The organism is Sphingomonas sp. DC4900 (assembly GCF_049896485.1).
Lineage (GTDB): Bacteria > Pseudomonadota > Alphaproteobacteria > Sphingomonadales > Sphingomonadaceae > Sphingomonas > Sphingomonas aquatilis.
Window position 1 is genome coordinate 13,520 of sequence record NZ_JAFCUK010000022.1, and the last position, 19,993, is coordinate 33,512.

The 19,993-nt window shown below is 66.2% G+C and carries 15 protein-coding genes; 10 read left to right on the forward strand and 5 right to left on the reverse strand.

Features of this window, described 5'->3' with window-relative positions:
* Positions 1–151: 151 nt before the first annotated feature.
* The 6 genes from ACP690_RS17040 (at position 152) to cobA (ending at position 9,150) form a co-directional block, all read left to right on the forward strand.
* Entirely contained in the window at positions 152–1,390 is a 1,239-nt protein-coding gene (locus ACP690_RS17040) for a nitrate/nitrite transporter (RefSeq protein ID WP_426261775.1), read from the forward strand.
* A gap of 58 nt (positions 1,391–1,448) precedes the next feature.
* Positions 1,449–2,654 (forward strand): alginate export family protein, encoded by a 1,206-nt coding sequence (locus ACP690_RS17045; protein ID WP_426261774.1) that lies wholly within the window; start codon positions 1,449–1,451, stop codon positions 2,652–2,654.
* 315 nt (positions 2,655–2,969) lie between these two features.
* A complete protein-coding gene (gene nirB / locus ACP690_RS17050; RefSeq protein ID WP_426261786.1) occupies positions 2,970–5,411 on the forward strand; it encodes a nitrite reductase large subunit NirB in 2,442 nt (813 codons plus the stop codon).
* A gap of 11 nt (positions 5,412–5,422) precedes the next feature.
* Positions 5,423–5,755: a nitrite reductase small subunit NirD gene (gene nirD, locus ACP690_RS17055; RefSeq protein ID WP_426261773.1), complete on the forward strand. Its 333-nt coding sequence runs from the start codon at positions 5,423–5,425 to the stop codon at positions 5,753–5,755.
* A 1-nt stretch (position 5,756) separates the two neighbouring features.
* Entirely contained in the window at positions 5,757–8,354 is a 2,598-nt protein-coding gene (locus ACP690_RS17060) for a molybdopterin-dependent oxidoreductase (RefSeq protein ID WP_426261772.1), read from the forward strand.
* A complete protein-coding gene (gene cobA, locus ACP690_RS17065; RefSeq protein WP_426261771.1) occupies positions 8,338–9,150 on the forward strand; it encodes a uroporphyrinogen-III C-methyltransferase in 813 nt (270 codons plus the stop codon). The genes ACP690_RS17060 and cobA overlap by 17 nt, the downstream gene beginning before the upstream one ends.
* A gap of 605 nt (positions 9,151–9,755) precedes the next feature.
* Here cobA and ACP690_RS17070 read toward each other — a convergent pair.
* The 4 genes from ACP690_RS17070 to ACP690_RS17085 are packed head-to-tail and all read right to left on the reverse strand — an operon-like array spanning position 9,756 to position 13,025.
* Complete coding sequence (locus ACP690_RS17070) at positions 9,756–10,400, reverse strand: methyltransferase (protein ID WP_426261770.1); 645 nt, start codon at positions 10,398–10,400, stop codon at positions 9,756–9,758.
* Positions 10,397–11,050, reverse strand: coding sequence for a PIG-L deacetylase family protein (locus tag ACP690_RS17075; protein WP_426261769.1), 654 nt, complete (start codon positions 11,048–11,050; stop codon positions 10,397–10,399). Before ACP690_RS17075 ends, ACP690_RS17070 begins: the two co-directional genes overlap by 4 nt.
* The gene (locus ACP690_RS17080) at positions 11,047–12,009 is read right to left on the reverse strand and encodes an acyl-CoA dehydrogenase (RefSeq protein ID WP_426261768.1); all 963 of its coding nucleotides are present in this window, start codon (positions 12,007–12,009) and stop codon (positions 11,047–11,049) included. The genes ACP690_RS17075 and ACP690_RS17080 overlap by 4 nt, the downstream gene beginning before the upstream one ends.
* A complete protein-coding gene (locus tag ACP690_RS17085; protein WP_426261767.1) occupies positions 12,006–13,025 on the reverse strand; it encodes a glycosyltransferase in 1,020 nt (339 codons plus the stop codon). The genes ACP690_RS17080 and ACP690_RS17085 overlap by 4 nt, the downstream gene beginning before the upstream one ends.
* Before the next feature lie 369 nt (positions 13,026–13,394).
* Between ACP690_RS17085 and ACP690_RS17090 the strand changes: the two genes are divergently transcribed.
* From ACP690_RS17090 to ACP690_RS17105, 4 genes are all read left to right on the forward strand, one after another.
* Positions 13,395–13,946, forward strand: a complete 552-nt coding sequence (locus ACP690_RS17090; RefSeq protein WP_426261766.1) for an RNA polymerase sigma factor — start codon at positions 13,395–13,397, stop codon at positions 13,944–13,946.
* The gene (locus ACP690_RS17095) at positions 13,936–14,901 is read left to right on the forward strand and encodes a FecR family protein (RefSeq protein WP_426261765.1); all 966 of its coding nucleotides are present in this window, start codon (positions 13,936–13,938) and stop codon (positions 14,899–14,901) included. The genes ACP690_RS17090 and ACP690_RS17095 overlap by 11 nt, the downstream gene beginning before the upstream one ends.
* Before the next feature lie 55 nt (positions 14,902–14,956).
* Positions 14,957–18,055 (forward strand): TonB-dependent receptor, encoded by a 3,099-nt coding sequence (locus ACP690_RS17100; protein ID WP_426261764.1) that lies wholly within the window; start codon positions 14,957–14,959, stop codon positions 18,053–18,055.
* Positions 18,056–18,121: 66 nt separating this feature from the next.
* A complete protein-coding gene (locus tag ACP690_RS17105) occupies positions 18,122–19,234 on the forward strand; it encodes a pectinesterase family protein (protein WP_426254432.1) in 1,113 nt (370 codons plus the stop codon).
* A gap of 179 nt (positions 19,235–19,413) precedes the next feature.
* On the opposite strand, the gene ACP690_RS17110 is transcribed toward ACP690_RS17105, so the two are convergent.
* Complete coding sequence (locus ACP690_RS17110; protein WP_426261763.1) at positions 19,414–19,827, reverse strand: hypothetical protein; 414 nt, start codon at positions 19,825–19,827, stop codon at positions 19,414–19,416.
* Positions 19,828–19,993: the final 166 nt, after the last annotated feature.

Consider the following 19,993-nt stretch of genomic DNA (forward strand, 5'->3'; position numbering starts at 1 on the left):
CCGCGGGCGTCAGCCGGGATGCCCCGCCAGCGCGGGCGGGTGTTCCCAATCGATTTCGCCAGCAAAGCCGCTGACCGCCCTTTCGTTTCGGAAGGGGCGGCCGGTGGCGTTTGTCGTGCGAGCAGGCCCCCTTTTCCGACGGAGACATCCGATGGCCACCGCATATTGGAAGGACAGCCCCGCCAAGGCCGACACCAGCTTCTGGTCGAGCGGGCACACCCCGACGCTGATTGCCGCATTCCTGTATTTCGACCTTGCCTTCATGGTCTGGGTGCTGCTCGGGCCGCTGGCGCCGGACATCGCCAAGACGCTGGCGCTGACCCCGGCCGAAAAAGGCTTCATGGTCGCGACGCCGACGCTCGCGGGCGCGGTGCTGCGCGTCGTCAACGGCCTGCTGGTCGACCGGATCGGTCCGAAGCGCGCGGGCGCGATCAGCCAGATCATCGTCATCGGCGGTCTGCTGTCCGCCTGGGCGCTGGGCGTCGATAGTTTCGGTGGCACCGTCGCGCTCGGCGTGATCCTGGGCTTCGCCGGCGCCAGCTTCGCCATCGCCCTGCCGCTCGCCAGCCGCTGGTATCCGCCCGAGCATCAGGGCAAGGCGATGGGCCTTGCCGGCATGGGCAATTCGGGCACCGTGCTCGCCGCCCTGTTCGCGCCGACGCTCGCCAAGCTGTTCGGATGGAACGCCGTTCTGGGCCTCGCCTGCATTCCCCTCTCCCTCGTCTTCATCGCCTATATGATGATGGCGAAGGACGCACCGGGCCGCCCCGCGCCCAAGAGCCTTGCCGAATATCTCCAGCCGTTGCGACAGGCGGATTCCTGGTGGCTGATGGGCTTTTACGCCGTCACCTTCGGCGGGTTTGTCGGACTGGCCGCCAGCCTGCCGATCTATTTCACCGACCGCTTCGGCCTCACCACCATCACCGCGGGCTATTGCACCGCGGGTTGCGTCTTCGCCGGATCCTTGGTCCGGCCGATGGGCGGCGCGCTGGCGGACAAGATCGGCGGGGTGAAAACGTTGACCGGCGTGTTCGTGGTCGCCGCGCTCGCGCTCGCCGGGGTCGGTCAGGCGCCGACGCTGACGCTGGCGCTGCTGCTGTTCGTCGTCGCGATGCTGGCGCTCGGCACCGGCAACGGCGCGGTGTTCCAGTTGGTCCCGCAGCGGTTCGCCGCCGAGATCGGCGTGATGACCGGGCTGGTCGGCATGGCCGGCGGCATCGGCGGGTTCTACCTCGCCTCCTCACTCGGCCTTGCCAAGCAGTGGACCGGCAGCTTCGCGCCCGGTTTCCTGATCTTCGCCGCGCTGGCGCTCGTCGCCCTCGGCGGCCTGACCCTCGTCAAGGGCAAGTGGCGGCGGACCTGGGGCGCCGCAGACGGCGTGCGGATCTGATCGCATCGGGGGCGGGTGGCTATTCACACGCCGCCCGCCCGTTTTCAGGGGGGAATTCATGCAGAAACTGATCGCAACGGCGGCCGCACTGGCCGCCGCCGGGCCGGCATGCGCCCAATCCGTCACGCTGACGCCGCTGATCGACGCCCGCACGCGTTACGAACATGTCACGCAGGACGGCATCGCGCAGGACGCCGACGCGCTGACCGTCCGGCTGCGCACGGGGGTGGAGGCGAAATCCGGCGGCCTCTCCGCGCTGGTCGAGGGACAGGGTACGCTGGCGATCGTCGACCGCTATTTCGACGGGCTGAAAGGCATCCAGACCCGCCCGCTGGTCGCCGATCCGCAGAATATCGCGCTCTATCGTGCCCAACTGCGCTATGCCGGCAAGGAATTCGCGCTCACCGCCGGGCGGCAGCGGATCGCGCTGGACGACGAACGCTTCGTCGGCGCCATCGCCTTCCGCGACAACGGCCAGACCTTCGATGCCGTCCGGGCCGAAATCGCGCCGACGCCGCGGCTGAAGCTGGACCTCACCTATGCCTGGGCCCAGCGGACGATCTGGGGCATCGACGGCCGCGGGGCGCGGCAGCAGGCGGTGTCGGGCGACAATGTGTTCGCCAATGTCGGGTACAAGACCGACCTCGGCACGCTCACCGGCTTCGCCTATCTGGTCGATCAGGACGAGGCCGTGGTGCAGGGATTCCGCCTGTCGAGCCAGACCTATGGCGCGCGCTTTGCCGGCGCCTACGCCCTCTCGAAGGCCGCGAAGCTCAGCTATCAGGCGAGCTACGCGCGCCAGCAGGACTGGCACCGCAATCCCAATCGCTATCAGGCGGATTATTACCTGGTCGATGCGGGACTGGCGCTGTCCGCGTTGAAGCTGGGCGCCGGGTACGAGGTGCTGGGTGCCGATCGCGGCGTGGCGCTGACGTCGTTTCAGACGCCGCTCGCCACCGCATTCAAATTCCAGGGTTGGGCGGACAAGTTCCTGACGACACCGCCCGACGGCGTGCGCGACTTGTATGGCAGCGTCGGCTATGGCGTGCAGGCCGGGCCCCGGCTCGGCGTCGTCACACTGCAGGCGACCTATCACCGCTTCGAAAGCGACCGGCTGGTCCGCCATTACGGTGACGAATGGGATCTGATCGCCTCGGCCAAGGTCGGGCGTACCGCCGTCTCGCTCCGCTACGCCGATTATCGCGCCGACCTGTTCGCGGTGGATACCCGCAAGGTCTGGGTACAGGCGGACTGGACGCTGTGACGATGCTGCGCCTGCGAAAAGGCTCTTGCGGGTCGCAGCGAATCACGGCATCCTTCTACCCGATTGGGCGATGAAGCCCGTCGACCATAGGTCGGCCGCTCCAATGATGGAGGTGGCCGGCGCATCGCCCCGGTCGCGGCCCGTCCGCCACCGATCACGATGATGGCAAGGCCGCCATGCAGGCGCTGGGTTCACCAGCGTCCGCATGGCGGCCTTTTCCGTTTCCGGAGCATTGAGCACATGGATTTCGAAGGCTTCGCACGTACCGAGACAAAGGCGTTGGCCGACCCCGGTTCGGCCGGTGCGCCGACACCGATGGCGCAACGCCGGCATCTGGTCGTCGTCGGCAACGGCATGGCGGGATGCCGCGCGGTCGAGGAACTGATCGCACGCGATCCCGGCCGCTACCGCGTCACGATCTTCGGCGCCGAGCCGCACGTGAACTACAACCGCATCATGCTGTCCCCCGTCCTCGCGGGCGAGAAGACGTTCGACGAGATCGTCATCAACGGCCATGACTGGTACGCCGAAAACGGCATCGAACTGATCGCCGGCGATCCCGTCGAAACGATCGACCGCGCCGCCCGAACGGTGACCGCACGGTCGGGGCGCAGCGTGGCCTACGACAAGCTGCTGCTCGCGACCGGATCCGACCCCTTCATCATCCCGGTGCCGGGCAAGGACCTGCCCGGCGTCATCACCTTCCGCGACATGAAGGACGTCGACCACATGCTCGCCGCCGCGGATAATGGCGGCAACGCGGTGGTGATCGGCGGCGGCCTGCTGGGGTTGGAAGCAGCGCATGGCCTGTCGCTGCGCGGCATGCGCGTGACGGTGATCCACCTCGCCAAGACGCTGATGGAGCGTCAACTCGACGATTCGGCCGGCTGGCTGCTGAAGACTGCACTGGAGGCGCGAGGGCAGGTCATCCTGACCGAGGCGAACACCGCAGAGATCGTCGGCACCGACCATGTGGAGGGGGTAAAGCTCGCCGATGGCACGCTGATCCCCGCCAGCCTTGTCGTCATGGCGGTCGGCATCCGCCCCGCCACCGCGCTCGCCCGCGCCGCCGGGCTCGACGTCGGCCGCGGGATCAGGGTCGACGACCATATGGTCACGTCCGACCCCGACGTGCTCGCGGTCGGCGAGTGCGTCGAGCATGACGGGCAGGTCTATGGCCTCGTCGCGCCCTTGTGGGACATGTGCCGCAGCCTCGCCGACGGACTGGTCGATCGGCACAGCGGCTATCGCGGATCGGTGACGTCCACCAAGCTCAAGGTGTCGGGCATTGACGTCTTCTCGGCGGGCGACTTTTCCGGGGGCGACGGCGCGGAGGACATCGTGCTGCGCGACGCCAGCCGCGGCGTCTACAAGCGCGTCGTCGTGAAGGGCGACCGCATCGTCGGCGCGGTGCTCTACGGCGATACCGCGGACGGCAGCTGGTATTTCGACCTGCTGAAGAAGGGCGAGGACGTTTCGGCCATCCGCGACGTGCTGATCTTCGGCCAGGCCTTCGCCTCGGGAGGGGGGCAGACGGACCCTAAGGCGGCCGTTGCGGCGCTCTCGGACGATGCCGAGATCTGCGGCTGCAACGGCGTCAGCAAGGGCAAGGTGTGCCAGGCGATCATCGATGGCGCGATCAGCCTCGACGCAGTGCGATCAACCTGCAAGGCCTCGGCCTCATGCGGATCGTGCACCGGCCTGGTCGAACAGCTGCTGTCCATCACCCTGGGCGAGGATTACGGCGGCGAGCGCACCGTCAAGACGCTCTGTAAATGCACCAGCTTCGGCCATGACGACGTCCGTCGCGAGATCGTGGCGCAGGACATGCGCTCAATCCCGGAGGTGATGCAGAAGCTGCACTGGTCGACCCCCGACGGCTGCTCCGCCTGCCGCCCGGCGCTCAACTATTATCTGCTGTGCGCGCTGCCCGGCGAATATAAGGACGACCAGCAGAGCCGCTTCGTCAACGAACGGATGCACGCCAACATCCAGAAGGACGGCACCTATTCGGTCGTGCCGCGGATGTGGGGGGGGCTGACGTCGCCTCGCGAGCTGCGCGCGATCGCCGACGTGGTCGACAAGTACAACGCGCCGATGGTCAAGGTGACGGGCGGTCAGCGGCTTGACATCTTCGGGATCAAAAAGGAGGATCTGCCCGCGGTCTGGGCCGACCTGAACGCCGCCGGGATGGTCAGCGGCCACGCCTACGGCAAGTCGTTGCGCACGGTGAAGACCTGCGTAGGGTCCGAATGGTGCCGCTTCGGCACGCAGGATTCGACCGGCCTCGGCGTCAAGATCGAGCAGATGACCTGGGGGTCGTGGATGCCCCACAAGTTCAAGATCGCGGTGTCGGGCTGCCCCCGCAATTGCGCCGAGGCGACGATCAAGGATTTCGGGATCGTCTGCGTCGATTCAGGGTACGAGCTCCACGTCGGCGGCAACGGCGGGATCAAGGTCCGCGCGACCGACTTCCTCTGCAAGGTCGCGACCGAGGCGGAGGCGATGGAGGTCTGCGCCGCCTTCGTCCAGCTCTATCGCGAGGAGGCGCGCTACCTCGAACGGACCGCGCCGTGGATCGAACGCGTCGGCCTCGACCACATCAAGGCGAGCCTGCTCGACGATCCCGATGCGATCCCCGCGCTCGCCGAACGCTTCCGCTTCTCGCAGCAGTTCATGCAGGACGACCCCTGGCAGAAGCGCGCCGCGGGCGAGGACGCGCATTTCTACCAGCCGCTGCTGGTCGCGGCGGAATGATGGAGACGATCATGCAGGACTGGCTCGACATCGGCACGCTGGCCGACATTCCCGCGCAGGGCGCCCGCACGCTGACGCTCGACGGCACCCCCGTCGCGGTATTCCGCACGGTAGACGATCACGTCTTCGCGCTGGTCGACCGCTGCCCGCACAAGGGCGGGCCGCTGAGTCAGGGCATCGTTCACGGCCATGCGGTAGCGTGCCCGCTGCACAACTGGAAGATCGCGCTGGCGAACGGTCAGGCGCAGGGCGACGACAGCGGCTGCACGCCGACGCTGGCGGTGCGGCGCGAGGGGACACGGATCCTGCTCGCCCGCACCCTGCCCTTTGCGGATGCCGCCTGAGATGGCGGAGCCGGTCCGCACCACCTGCGCCTATTGCGGGGTCGGCTGCGGCATCGTGGCGACGCGGACCGGCGAACGGACGGTCGCCATCGAGGGCGACCCCGACCATCCCGCCAACCGCGGCCGGCTGTGTTCCAAAGGCACGCATCTGGGCCAGACGGTGGGTCTCGAAGGGCGGCTGCTGACCCCGATGATCGGCGACCGCACGGCGAGTTGGAATAAGGCGCTCGATCTCGTCGCCAAGCGCTTTCGAGACACGATCGCGCGGCACGGGCCGAACAGCGTCGCCTTCTACGTCTCGGGCCAATTGCTGACCGAGGATTATTACGTCGCCAACAAGCTGATGAAGGGATTCATCGGCTCCGCGAACATCGACACCAATTCGCGGCTGTGCATGTCGAGCGCGGTCGCGGGGCATATCCGTGCGTTCGGCGAGGATATCGTGCCGGCGAGCTACGACGATATCGACGCCGCCGACCTGATCGTCCTGGTCGGCTCCAACACCGCCTGGTGCCACCCGATCGTCTATCAACGGATCATGGCAGCGCGCGAGGCGCGGGGCACCCGGCTGGTGGTGATCGATCCCCGCCGCACCGAGACGGCGGAGGGCGCCGACCTCCACCTCGCCATCCGCCCCGGCAGCGACGTCGCGCTGATGAACGGCCTGCTCGCGCATTGCCGCCGCGCCGGCCTGACCGACGATGCGCCGCTCGACATGCCGGACGGCTTCTGGGACATGATCGAACGCGATGGCGACGTGTGGTCCACGGCGCGCACCTGCGACGTGCCGCACGCCGACCTCAACCGCTTCTTCGAGCTGTTCGCCGCCACCCCGCGCACCGTCACGCTGTTCAGCCAGGGGATCAACCAGTCGCTGCGCGGCACCGATCAGGTCAACGCGATCCTCAACGTCCATCTCGCCACCGGGCGGATCGGCAAGCCCGGCGCGGCGCCCTTCTCGATCACGGGCCAGCCGAACGCAATGGGCGGGCGCGAGGTCGGCGGCCTCGCGACCACGCTCGCCGCGCATATGGATTTCGCGCCGGAGAATGTCGCGCGCGTCGGTCGCTTTTGGGCGGCGCCCAATATGGCGACCAAGCCGGGGTTGAAGGCGGTCGACCTGTTCCGCGCACTCGGCGAAGGCCGGATCAAGGCGTTGTGGGTGATGGCGACCAACCCCGCCGTCTCGATGCCCGACGCCACACGCGTGCGCGAGGCGCTGGCCGCCTGTCCATTCGTCGTCGTCTCCGACGTCATCGCGCGAACCGACACCAGCGTCCACGCGCACGTCCGCCTGCCCGCCGCCGCCTGGGGCGAAAAGGACGGCACGGTCACCAATTCCGACCGCACCATCAGCCGCCAGCGCGCGGTGCTGCCGCTACCCGGTGAGGCCAAACCAGACTGGTGGATCGTCAGTGAGATCGCACGACGCATGGGATGGGCGGCACATTTTTCGTACGATCGCCCCGCCGATATCTGGCGCGAACATGCGCGCCTGTCGATGTACGGCAATACGGGCGAGCGGCTGTTCGCGCTGCCCGGCCATGCGGCGACCGCCAACGCCGCCTATGAGACGATGACACCGTTTCGCTGGGGCGGAACCCCGTTCGCCCACGGGCGCTACCCAACGCCTGCCGGTCGCGCGCGGCTGGTCGCGACGCAGCAGGCACCGATCGCCGCGCCGCTCCCGCAATGGCCGATGACGCTCAACACCGGTCGCTATCGCGATCAATGGCACACGATGACCCGCACCGGACTGAGCCCGAAGCTCGCCCGCCATCGTGAGGAGCCGCTGGTGGAGGTCCACCCCGCCGACGCCGCCGCGCTCGCGCTGACCGACGGCGGCCTCGCGCGCGTATCGACGCCGCAGGGCTCCAGCCTCTATCGCGTCGCGCTGAGCGAAGGGCAGCGCCCCGGCGAACTGTTCGTGCCGATCCATTGGACTGACCGGACCGCCACCGGTGGGCGCACCGGATTGCTCCCCCGTCCGCTCGCCGACCCGCATTCGGGACAGCCCGGCTTCAAGGCCACGCCCGCCGCGATCGGTCCGGTCGCCACCGCATGGCGCGCCTTCGCCATCGTGCGCACCGACTTGCCTCCGCCGCTGCCCGACGTCACCTGGGCAACGCGCGTGGCGGTGCCGATGGGGTGGATGATCGAGCTCGCCGGCGATGGCGACCCCGCCGCGCTGGAGCCGCTGCTCCCCCTCGGCGAGCGCGTGGAGACGCATGACCGCGCTCGTGGCGGCTGGCGCGTCGCGGTACTGGACCAGGGGCGCCTCGCCGCATGTCTCTTCTTCGCCCGCAACGGATCGCTGCCGCCGCGCGACTGGTTGATTCGTCAACTCGGCGAACCCGCTGGGCCGACCCTGCTCGCGGGCCGCGCACCCGGCTTGCAGGTGGATCGCGGCCCGATCGTCTGCGCCTGCTTCGATGTCGGCCTGACGATCATCGTCAACGCGATCGCGCAGCAGCGGCTGACCGATGTCGGCGCGATCGGCCGCGCGCTCGGCGCCGGCACCAATTGCGGCTCGTGCCGCCCCGCTCTCGCTCGCCTCGTGAGCGATCATCAGGAGATCGCCGATGCCGTCGTCCGTTGACTTCGCCCCCGGCACCGTCTGGCTCGTCGGCGCGGGACCCGGCGACCCCGACCTGCTGACGCGCAAGGCCGAGCGGCTGATCGCCGCCGCGGACGTCGTCTTCTACGACGCCCTTGTTGGCCCCGGCGTGCTGGCGCTGGCTTCCGCGACCGCCGAGCGCGTCTCCGTCGGAAAGCGATCGGGACGTCATTCCAAGGCCCAAGGTTCGATCAACGACCTGATCCTCGCGGCGGCGAGGGCCGGGCTGCGGGTGGTCCGGCTAAAGGGTGGTGACCCGTCGATCTTCGGCCGCTCCGCGGAGGAAGTGGCACATCTGACGGCGCAGGGCGTCCCCGTCCACATCTGTCCCGGCATCACGGCGGCGAGCGCCGCCGCCGCGTCGAGCGGCATCTCGCTGACGCTGCGCGGGTTGGCGCGTTCCCTGACCTTCGTCACCGCCCATGCGCGCCAGGGCGACACGATCGATCTGGACTGGCCCGAGCTTGCCCGGCCGAACGGCACGCTCGCGGTCTACATGGGCCGTGCGGCCGCCGGCGAGGTCGCAACGCGACTGATCGCTGCGGGCCGCGCGCCCGCGACCCCCGTGCTGATCGTCGTCAACGCGTCGCTGCCACAGGAACGATGCATCCGCGGCCGGCTGTCGGCGCTCGCCTTTCTGGTCCAGACGATCAGCGATGACGACCCCACCCTTCTCTTGATCGGCGAGGCCGTGCGGCCGCCCGAATGCGGTCTTGGTGTGCCATTGACCGTCGCCGACGGCTCTGAAGTGTGCGCAGCACAGGCGGCATATCCTTGATGGTCGATAGACGCCGATTTGCCATCTTCAGCACGCCTGCTGGCGGTTGGCGACGTTTTGCAATTTTCACCGCGATTTGCTGCTTCTTCGTCCTCGTTACTGCGCTTCTTTAGTATTCTCCTGACCCTTCGGGGATCTAATCGGGTGAGCCGATTCCTGTCATGTATCACGCCTCTCCCCTTCCGGGCTTTGGATGCCCTCTCAGATGACCGGACGAATGCAGAGCTCGTCAAGAGACTGATATCACCTGAGAGCAGGTTACACGCAGCAGGGTTAGTCTGTGACGACCCAGAAACGGACGTGTATGGGGGCAGCGGCGCTGCTCGAAAGCAGACGCTCATTCATTTATGAGTGAGGACCCAACTGATTGCCTTCGGTTTTGAACGGGGGCCTGCCTTGTCACCGGTTATTAGCAAGCCAGTTGACCGGTCTAGGTCCGAAACCTGCAATGATGACAGGCCTGCGTTGTCGGCGTGATCACAGTCTTGCCAATTGCCACACCCAAGTGCTGCGGGATGCGATACGATCCAGCACTGCCACGTCAGCAAACCCCTCGACCGAACGATCTGTCGGCGTCCATCCTGCCGGCCATACATGACGACGACCTATGGTTTAGCCCAAGGCCGATATTGCTGATGTAAGGACAGCTTTGGCCGAATTGCTTGCCCCCCGCTTGCGCGAAGGCGGCATGCGAGCACGATCCAGCGGCCGGTGCGGCGCGCCACCCGCACCTGCCAGCAACGCCCTGTGGCCGCCAGAAATACCCGCTGCACATCCGCGGCGTGCTGCGCAAAATCGGGATAGTCGACGCGATGATGCGCCAGCACCAGCATACCGCCCGGGCGTAAGGCGGCTGCGGCATCACGTGCCGTCTGGGCCATGTCGCGCGCCGTCAGATAGTACAGCACTTCGGCGACGACCACGATGTCGTACCGCGGTCGCGGCAGGCGGGCGGGTACGGCCAGTTGAATTGCCCGTGCCCGCGAGCGCCCGGCGACGGCCTTGGCGACCAGCGCCACACCGCTCGCCGTCGCCTCGGTGGCGTCGAGGCGCAAGGCGCGCGGCGCGATGGCAGCGCTGTTCGACCCGTTCCCGGCGGCAAGTTCAAGAACGCGACCCCGCGGTCCGGGACCGATCGCATGCAGGATAGCGCAGCGCTTCAGCGCCTCGTCCCGATCGGTCAACGTCGACCAGGGGTCGTCGTTTGCGACGAACTTCGCCGCGAAGCCGTCAAGCGTGATCGGCCTCATCGCCGCCGCTCCACAAAGACTTCGCGCGGACCGGTGAAGGCCGCGATCTGCGCACGGGTCATTGTGAAGCAGTTCGGATCGTCGGTGATGCACCCGGTCTGGGTACGATAGCTGCGGATCGCGCGGCGCTTGGCCAGCCGCTCCTGCGCCGTCAGGAACAGCGCGCCGCCCCCCGCGACCGCGCGGCCAGCCGGCCACACCGGATAGGTCAGCATACGGACGCCGGGTCGGCGCAGAGCTTCCACACGCGCCGCCACGGTGCGGTGATCGACATGGTCGTCGTCATGGGCGGGCGACACGATAAGCGTCGGGCCGTGGGCCCCAATTGCGCGAGCGAGGCCGCGACGCGCCGCTGCCGTCTGCGTATGCAGCAGACCATCCGGCAGGTCGAGGAACGTCACGGCAGCCGCCGAGACGCCAATCTGCCGCAGCACGCGTTTGCTCTCGCGTCTGCGCTCGGCCACCAGCCGCCGACGCGGCCAGCGTGCACTGGAGGGATGCGACGCGGCGCCGTCGGTGACGACGACGACCTGCACCGTCACGCCGCGTCGTTTCAAGCGGGTCATCATAGCATGCGCACCGATCGCCTCGTCGTCAGCATGCGGCGCGATGACGAGCAGACGGCGCGGCATTCCCAGCCGCAGCGTCACAGGCGTGCGGCCAAGGCGCCCGCCGCCACGGCAGCACCGACCTGCATACGCTGCGCGTCAGGCGATGGCTGGCGAAGATACATCGACAGGTCGGTGATGATCGCGGCGAGCGGATGCCCGACGAATAGCGCTTGGACGCCCACCGCCTGCTCGGCCAGGTCGATCGCCTGCCCACCGGCCGCATAAACCGCGGCACGCGCGGCAGCGACCAGCGGCAGACGCGCGGCGACGTCGTCAAACCAGCCAGCCGCGGCAGTGCGGATCGCGCCAGCTGCAGTCTCGGCCAGACCGTAGAGCGCCGCCAGGCGCCCTTTCTGATGCGGATCGTCCGCACGACCTGCCGCGACGAGATGCGCGGTCGTATGATCGAGCAGAGCGGCGATACCCCCGGCCTGCACGGCGACGAAGCGCAGCGCGCCGCCGCTGAACCATGGCTCGCGCACATAATCGCCCGGCACACCAATCACGTCATCCGCCGCGACGGGCGCGTCGTCCCAACGTACGACATGCGTCTCCGACCGTTGCATCCCGGCGACCTGCCAAAACGTTCGGTCGATCACCGGCGCCGTGCGTGCCAGATCGAGCAATATCAGCTGGCGTCCGCCGTCCCCATCGACCGTGACCAACGCGTGCGAGAGGATCCCTGCGCCGCTGGCAAAGCTCTTACCGCCGCTGAGCCGGTGCCCATCGAGACGGAGCGGCTCCCCCGTCAGATCGGCATTCCACACGCCGCACGCACCGCTGGCCGCCACCCGCTCCCGCTGATGCGGCGTGCCATAGCGCCATACGATCTGCACCGCGTCGACATGCCCCTCGAAAAGGCGGCCGAGGGGCAGATCGACGCGACCCGTTTCGTAGAGCAGCCGTAGCAGCTGCATCAGCGCGCCGGAGTCGGTCGGATCGCCGAGCGTCGGCAGCAGCGCCGAGCGCTGCGCGATGGCGCGTCCCATGGAATTCATGCGGCGAACCTTCCAGCCCATAGCGCCGCCAGTCCGCCTTCCGCCGCTGCCAATGTCACCTGCCGCATGCCGCCCGGCGGCACCGGTACGACGCGCATCGCAAAGGCTTCGCCATTGGGACTGTCGCGCAAGACGCCGACGAGATGGTCGCAGGTCAAGCCGATCGCGTCGGAGAGCGCTGTCACGTCGCCGTTGTCGTAGGCTCGGCGCGCCAGGGCATGACCGCGATACTGCCATGCTGCATCCTCGGGATGGGCGACTGCGATCCCGTCGCCATCACCGCCGAGCGCCCGCAACCCGCCTGCAAAACCGTGGATCACCCGGCCGATGCGCCGATCGGACGTGTATACCACGCTCGCCGCGTCGCGCCGCACGCGCAGCCCCGCACGCGATGCATCGTCAACCAATTGGGCATCCTCCCCTTCAGGGATCGGCGGAAAGCCGCCCAGCCTCCGATAATGGTGCACGGAGATCCCCAGGTTGGCGCCGCTCGTCTGATGGTGGGTTGCTCCCACCTCCCATACGACGGGATCGAGTGCGCGCCGTATCGCGTAGAGCGATTCATAATAGCGTTCCAGGCGATCCTGGACTGGATTTGGCCGGGTGACGGTGCGCATCACCCTGCCCGCGACGACGTCGGCCTGGCCGAGCGCGGCGACCATCGCTTGCAGCCAGTCAACGGCGGGCAGGCTGTCGGCGTCGGTAGTCAACAAAAGGCCGCTACCGCCCAACGTCCGCTCGCCGAGCAGCATCGCCCCGTGTCGTGCACGACCGACATTCGGCTCCGGCTGGGCGGCATGGTCGATCCACACCGGCAGCGACGCATGCCCGGCATAGTCGCGCGCCACCGCAGCGCTCCGGTCGTTGCAGCTGTCCAGCATGAGGCACAGGACGGGCTGCACGCCCTGCCGGTCGAGCCTATCCAGCGCTGCGAAAAGCCGTGGCAGCCCCCGCGCCTCGTTACGAGCAGGCACGCAGATGGCGACACGGGTACAACCCGCGGCCGACTGTTTCATCGAGTGAGATCGCCGACCGACATTCCGTCAGCCTAGCGGCATACCTGACATATGGCACTGATCGGGATCAAGCCTGGCCGTCATGGTAGGAATATGTCGGCCGAGCACCAACACCCGCTGCCCCTTCTTGCACAGGAGGTACAGCGGACGCCTTACTTTGTTGCCGCATTGACCCACGAGGCGACACTCCAGCCGTATTGTGCGCAGCTGGAGGCTGGCCATTCCCTAATCGCAGCCGTCGACGAGATAATAGTTTCGATGCACGCTTGATCGACCGCGCGCCCCTCGGAGGCCCCACGCCGCCCTATTTTGCATCTTGGTTGACGGAAACCGCATTCCAGTGCCTCGTTCCCAATGAGAGGGGCGACTGTGACCGAACGCGAGGTTCTGGCTGAATGGGTGGGGCGAGAAATCCTACCGCATGAGCGCGACCTTCGAGCATGGTTGCGGCGTCGGGTCGCGGGGGACGTGGAGGATGTGGTGCAGGAATGCTATTGCCGCCTCGCACAGATCGCGGACGTCACAGCCATCGGCAACGGGCGGGCGTATTTATTCACGATGGCGGGCAACATCGTCAAACGCCAGCATCGCGGGGCGCGGATCGTGCCGATCGGCGTGGCCATCGATGACGTCCATCAGCAGATCGAAAGCGAGCTGCCCGACCCCGAACGCACCGTGATCGCACGTGACGAATTGCGCCGCGTCCAGGCCGCGCTTGCCACGCTATCCGACCGTGCCCGCCGGATTTTCCTGCTGCGTCGGATCGAGGGGATGCCGCAGAAAGAGATCGCCCGCACGCTCGGCGTCAGCGAAGCGGTCGTCGAGAATGAAGCGAGCCGCAGCCTGCGCGCAATCCTGACGATGATGACCGACGACACCACCACGGCAATCGATATCCGGAGGGGCCGTCATGTCCGATAGCGTTGAGGCAGCGGCCGCCGCCTGGGCCCTGCGGCATCCGTTGCAGGAAAGCGAACGGGGCCAGTTCGAGGACTGGCTGGCGCGCGACCCGCGCCATGCCGGCGCTCTGCTGCGCGCTCAAGCCGGGCTGAGCGTCATCGATCGAGCGATCGTGCCGGATCATGCCGTGGCGCACACGCCCGCCTTGCCGCAGCGGCAGACGAACCGTCGCTGGGTGCTCGCTGGCGCGGGCAGTGCGATCGCGGCGGCCATCGCAGGGCTAATCGGCTGGCAGCGCTGGTCAGGGGAAGAGGTGACGACGAAGCGCGGCGAAATCCGCCGCTTTCCACTGGCCGACGGATCGGTCGCGACGATCGACACGGATAGCGCGCTCCGCGTCGTCCTCGATTCGCAAAGCCGGCGGATCGCGCTGCAACAGGGGCAGGCCTGGTTCCAGGTCGCGAAGGAGCGCCAGCGGCCGTTTGTCGTGGACGCGGGCATCGCCCAGGTTCGCGCAGTCGGCACCGCCTTTGCGGTACGCCGCACCGACACCGGCGTACAGGTCGCCGTCACTGAAGGCACGGTGGCGGTCTGGCCGACCGATGCGAGCGGCGCCATGATAATTCTGGAGGCGGGACATTTCGCCACGTTCGTGCGTGGCCAGTCGGCGCCGATAACCGGCACCGCTCCCGCGGCGATCCAGCGATCGCTGGCATGGCGGGACGGCGAAATTGCCTTGGAAAACGAGACACTCGGTTATGCGATCGGCGAGTTCAACCGGTACAACCGGCGACCGATCGTTCTGACCGACGACAGTTTGAAGGACGAGCGGCTGGTTGGACTGTTCCAGATCGACAATCCCGACGAATTCATCGCTATGCTGTCCGCGTCGCTGGACGTGGTCGCCACCGTCACGCCGCACGACGTTCGGCTGAGCAGGAAAAAAGCGCGGGACGACGACGGAAACGCGCAATAACGGGCTCTTACCCCTTGAGCGCACCGAAGACAGGGCGCCAAAACTGGAGGGGATTATGACCGACATGCGCGCATTCTGGCTCGGTACTAGCGCTATCGCCTGCGCCGCAGCGCTGCCGTCGGGAGCGGAGGCGCAAGTCCGCCGCTTCGACGTTCCGTCGCAACCCGCCAGCACCGGCATACCGCTCTTCGCGCATCAGGCGGGCATTCAGATCCTCGCCCCTGCCGCCGTGACGCAGGGACTGACCGTCAATCGCATCGCCGGTTCGATGGAGGTGGAAACCGCCCTCCGCCAGCTTTTGTTGGGAACCGATTTGACACCGGTTACCGTCGGCCGGTCGATCGTACTGAAGCGTCAGCAGCTCGCCGCGGCACCCTCGTTGCAACGCATCGCCCAGACGAGCACCCCCGCGCAGGATCAGCAGGGCGGCGCCATCCCGCCCCAGACCAATCCGACGGACGTTGCTCCGCTGGCTGCCGGCTCGCAGGTGGATGGCGAGGGTCAGCCGGACATCATCGTGCGTGGCTTTCGTAGCAGCCTTGGGCGTGCGCTGAACGAGAAGCGTCAGGCGAACGGCGTCGTCGACATCATCAAGGCGGAGGATATCGCCGACTTCCCCGACAATAATTTGGCGGAATCGATCCAGCGCGTACCTGGCGTCTCGATCGCACGCGATGCCGGCGAAGGGCGGCAGATCACCGTCCGCGGCCTCGGCCCGCAATTCACCCGCGTCCGCGTCAACGGTGTGGAGGGGCAGAGCACCGCCGGCGGCACCGACAGTTCGGGCGGGAACAACCGCAATCGTGCCTTTGACTTCAACGTCTTCGCGTCGGAGCTGTTTAACTCGATCGCGGTGCGCAAGACCGCGTCGGCAGAAACCGAAGAGGGGTCGCTGGGCGCGACCGTCGATCTCACGACCGCGCGGCCGTTCGACTACAACAAGTTCACCTTCGTGGCGTCGGCACAGGCCGGCTACAACGACCTGTCGCAGAAGGTGGATCCGAAACTGAGTGCGGTGATCAGCGACACCTTTGCCGGTGGGACGCTGGGCGCGCTCGTGTCCGCCTCCTACACCAAGCGACGCATTTTCGAGGAAGGCCATGGTTCGGGGGGCTGGCTGGATGGCACCAACGTCGGCGGCTATAATCCGGCATCGCCCTTCGCCGCGGCCAATTCGATCAACACCTACAGCCCCCGCTTCCCGCGCTACGGTCGGTTGACGCACGATCAAGAGCGGCTGGGCATCACCGGTTCGTTGCAGTGGCAGCCCACGAGCGACACGCTGATCAGCGGCGACGTTCTATACTCGAAATTCTCCGCAACCCGGACGGAAAACTGGCTCGAAAACCTGTCCTTCGCTCGCCCGCTGTCGCAGGGCGGGCGCCCGGAAGCAGTGGTCCTGAACGGCGAGATCAACGGTAAGGGCGAGATGGTCTACGGCGTCTTCAACGACGTCGACATCCAGAGCGAGACCCGCCGGGACGAGCTGAGCACTGAATACACGCAATACACCCTGACCGGGGAACAGAAGTTCGGCGATTCGCTGAAACTGACGACGTTGATCGGCTATTCACGATCGTTCTTCGACAACCCGGTCCAGACGACGGTGATCATCAATCGCGAAAATACCGACGGATACAGCTATGATTATCGTCCGAACCGTAACCTGCCGGTCATCAATTACGGGTTCGACGTCAACGATCCGGCGAGTTTCGGCTTTGGCATTCCGCGATCCGAAATCCGGTTGCGGCCCAATTCGGTCGATAACACGATCCTGACCACGCAGGCCAACCTCGCCTACACGGTCAACGACGGGCTGACGCTGAAGGTCGGCGGAAACGTCAAGCGGTATCGGTTCAATTCGGATGCCAAGGCGCGCGTCAACGAAGGCATCGTGCCGCAGCTGCCGGCCGGCACGACGCTCGCCTCGCTGACGACGCTGTTGACCGGCTTCGGTCGCCATCTGGGCGATCCCGCCGGCAATGTCTCGTCGTGGATCACACCCGACATCGACGCATTCGCGAAGCTGTTCGATATCTACAGCAATACCGGTCTGTTCACGCTCAGCGGCGCGAGCAACGCCAACGCGCGGGGCAATATTCGCGGCGTGCAGGAAACGGACACGGCTGGCTATGTGCAGGCAGACTTCAAGGCGGATATCGGTATTCCGATCCGCGGGGATATCGGCGTCCGATACGTGCATACACGCCAGGAATCACGCGGCTATCAGCTGGTCGCGGGATCGGCCCAACAGGTCAGCGTCACGCGATCCTATGACGATTGGCTTCCCGCGCTCAATCTGACCGCAGAGGTGACGCCCGATGTCCTCATCCGGCTGGCGGCTGCGAAGGTGATGACGCGGCCCAATCTGGGTTCGGTGACGCCGGGGGGCAGCCTTAGCACGGTCGGTGTCTTCTCGGTGAGCTCAGGCAACCCGCAGCTCGAGCCGATCCGCGCCAACACGCTCGACCTGTCAGCCGAATGGTATTTCGCGCCGCGCGCCTTCCTGGGCATCGGCCTGTTCTACAAGGACATCAAGTCGTTCATCCAGACGGCGCGGGTTACCCAGCCGTTCAGCGCATCCGGCCTGCCGACGTCCCTTCTGACCGGCCTCGGCGTTTCGGCAAACGACCAGTTCACTTTCAGCCAGCCGGTCAACACGCCGGGTGGATCACTGAAGGGGTTGGAGATCAACTACCAGCAGCCGTTCAGCTTCCTGCCCGGAGCTCTCGCCAATTTCGGCACCCTGCTGAACTACACGTTCGTGGATTCAAAAATCCGCTATCTGTCGACACTGGCGTCGAGCGGCTTCATCGAGGCCGACCTGACAGGTCTGTCCAAAAACGCTTTCAATGCGACCCTTTATTACGAGGACAAGGCGTTCAGCGCCCGCGTCTCTGCCGCCTATCGCGACAATTACCTGACGGCAGTGCCCAGCGGGACCAGCTTCAACGACGCCGATGGCGTACGATCGACCCTGACCTTCGACACGTCAATTTCCTATGCGCTCAACAGCCATATCAAGCTGACGCTGGAAGGGTTGAACCTGACCGACCAGTTCAATCAGCAGTTCACCGACACCAACCGGGATAGCATCCTCGTGAACAGCCACACAGGGCGGCAGTTCTATCTGGGTGTCCGCTACGCTTTCTGACCGACTTGGCGCGGCCTCGTCACGCCTCCCCGGCCGCGCCTTTTTTTCTATTACGAGGACAAATGCATGATCGATCGCCGACAGTTGCTCATCAGCGGTGTCGCAGCAGGGCTGGTCGGCGATCCTGCACCTGCGAGGGATCGCTACGATACGGTCGTTGCTCCCGCTGCCCGGCGCGACGTTCCCGCCGGGCGCCGCTTCGCCGACCTTGGCGCCGCGCTGGCGGCGGTACCACGGGCGGGTGGACACCGCATCTGGCTGGCGGATGGCGAATGGCGTGGCCAGCATGTGATCGACACGCCCGATGTGGCGCTCATCGGTGAAGACCGGAAGCGGACGCGGATCGCTTTTACCGCAGCATCCGGAATGACCGCGCCCGACGGCAAACATTACGGCACGTATCGCACCGCGACGCTGACCGTCTCCGCGCCCGGCTTCGCCGCCCGTAACCTGACCATCGCCAATGATTTCGATGGCATCGCGGAGATGCGCAAGACCGGTCCGCGCCTGCTGTCGGACGATCCCGCCGGGCCGCAGGCGGTCGCCCTGCGTCTGGCCGAGGGAAGCGACCGCGCGAGGCTCGACGCGGTCGACATCCATAGCCATCAGGACACGTTTTTCCCCGACGCCGGCCGCGTCGTCCTACGTGACTGCACGATCAGCGGCAGTTATGACTTCATCTTCGGCGCGGGCGCCGCGCTGTTCGAACGATGCGAGATCCACTCGAGGCTTCGCCCCGATCCGCGTCAGGTGACGGGGTATATCGCAGCGCCTAGCACGCTGATGACGCAGCCGTTCGGCCTGGTGTTCGACCATTGTCGCCTGACCCGTGATCCGGATGTCGCCGACGGCAGCGTCTTTCTCGGCCGGCCTTGGCGTCCGTCGAAACGCTTTGCCGACGGCCAATACGGCAATCCGGAAGCAGTGGGCATGGCCACCTATTTGAATTGCTGGATGGACGCGCACATCGCCACCGCTGGGTGGACGGAGATGTGGTATACCGGTCGCGACGGTAATCCCCGCCACATGCTGCAGCCCGAAAAGGCGCGGTTCAGCGAGTTCGGCAGCCGCGGCCCCGGCGCGTCACGGTGGCGACGCTTGCCAACCCTCAGTGCTGCGCAGGCCGCGGAAATGAAGAGCCTCGCAACAAGTCAAGCGGACAGACCCCATCTCAGATGAGTAACGGCGGCCGGCCAGACCCACAAAGTGACATTGGGCAGACGTTTAACGCTTCCGAACTTCAGACATTCGTTCAGGTCAGCTCGCATCCTCGACGAAAGCCGCAGAACGGTAATCTGGCCCAATCCTGTCCGACGCAGAGCGATAGTGGCGACGATGATTTTGTGCCAAGGCAGCCTCTACAACTTTTCGACGTCGCGACCGAGCTGATCCCAAAACCGATCGACTAGGATCTCCCGGTCGACCTCATCGAGCTTGCCGATCGGCTTTAGGAGATTTTCCTGCTCGAGGATGCAAGCGTTATCGATCCCGAGTTGGGGAAAAACATTCTTCAAGCCGTTTTGGGCAGTTCCAGCGATTAAATAACGTCCACCACCGATCCATTCGCGTTCCGGCCTTCCTCCCCCTGTAGTGTAGAACGGGACGCCGATGACGATTTCCTTGTACCGAATTATTGCAGCCGCGCGTGCGCCTTTGCCCTCCTTTGATCTAATCTCCTTTTTTTCGATGATACGCTCCACTCGTCCTCTTATGAGGACAATGTCACCGGCCTTCAGGACTGCGATATCTGCATTTCCCTTGTTATCGGTCATGCGTTGACTTTCCTCGCGAAGCGACACCAATCATGCTCGATGTAGATCAAGCATGCGTTTGATGTAGAAGCACGGTTGAAAATTAGCAGGGGTTGTTTGAGGGGCGACGCCAGGCGCCGCCCACAGACCCGGACTTTTGTACATCAACACATCGGGCGCGGGCTGA

Excerpts from the sequence above, each read along its gene's own strand:
- ACP690_RS17105 (WP_426254432.1), top strand. The coding sequence starts at position 18,122 with ATGATCGATCGCCGACAGTTGCTCATCAGCGGTGTCGCAGCAGGGCTG.
- nirD (WP_426261773.1), top strand. The coding sequence starts at position 5,423 with ATGCAGGACTGGCTCGACATCGGCACGCTGGCCGACATTCCCGCGCAG.
- ACP690_RS17080 (WP_426261768.1), bottom strand. The coding sequence starts at position 12,009 with ATGAATTCCATGGGACGCGCCATCGCGCAGCGCTCGGCGCTGCTGCCG.
- ACP690_RS17095 (WP_426261765.1), top strand. The coding sequence starts at position 13,936 with ATGTCCGATAGCGTTGAGGCAGCGGCCGCCGCCTGGGCCCTGCGGCAT.
- cobA (WP_426261771.1), top strand. The coding sequence starts at position 8,338 with ATGCCGTCGTCCGTTGACTTCGCCCCCGGCACCGTCTGGCTCGTCGGC.
- nirB (WP_426261786.1), top strand. The coding sequence starts at position 2,970 with ATGGCGCAACGCCGGCATCTGGTCGTCGTCGGCAACGGCATGGCGGGA.
- ACP690_RS17045 (WP_426261774.1), top strand. The coding sequence starts at position 1,449 with ATGCAGAAACTGATCGCAACGGCGGCCGCACTGGCCGCCGCCGGGCCG.
- ACP690_RS17085 (WP_426261767.1), bottom strand. The coding sequence starts at position 13,025 with ATGAAACAGTCGGCCGCGGGTTGTACCCGTGTCGCCATCTGCGTGCCT.
- ACP690_RS17040 (WP_426261775.1), top strand. The coding sequence starts at position 152 with ATGGCCACCGCATATTGGAAGGACAGCCCCGCCAAGGCCGACACCAGC.
- ACP690_RS17060 (WP_426261772.1), top strand. The coding sequence starts at position 5,757 with ATGGCGGAGCCGGTCCGCACCACCTGCGCCTATTGCGGGGTCGGCTGC.
- ACP690_RS17110 (WP_426261763.1), bottom strand. The coding sequence starts at position 19,827 with ATGACCGATAACAAGGGAAATGCAGATATCGCAGTCCTGAAGGCCGGT.
- ACP690_RS17100 (WP_426261764.1), top strand. The coding sequence starts at position 14,957 with ATGACCGACATGCGCGCATTCTGGCTCGGTACTAGCGCTATCGCCTGC.
- ACP690_RS17070 (WP_426261770.1), bottom strand. The coding sequence starts at position 10,400 with ATGAGGCCGATCACGCTTGACGGCTTCGCGGCGAAGTTCGTCGCAAAC.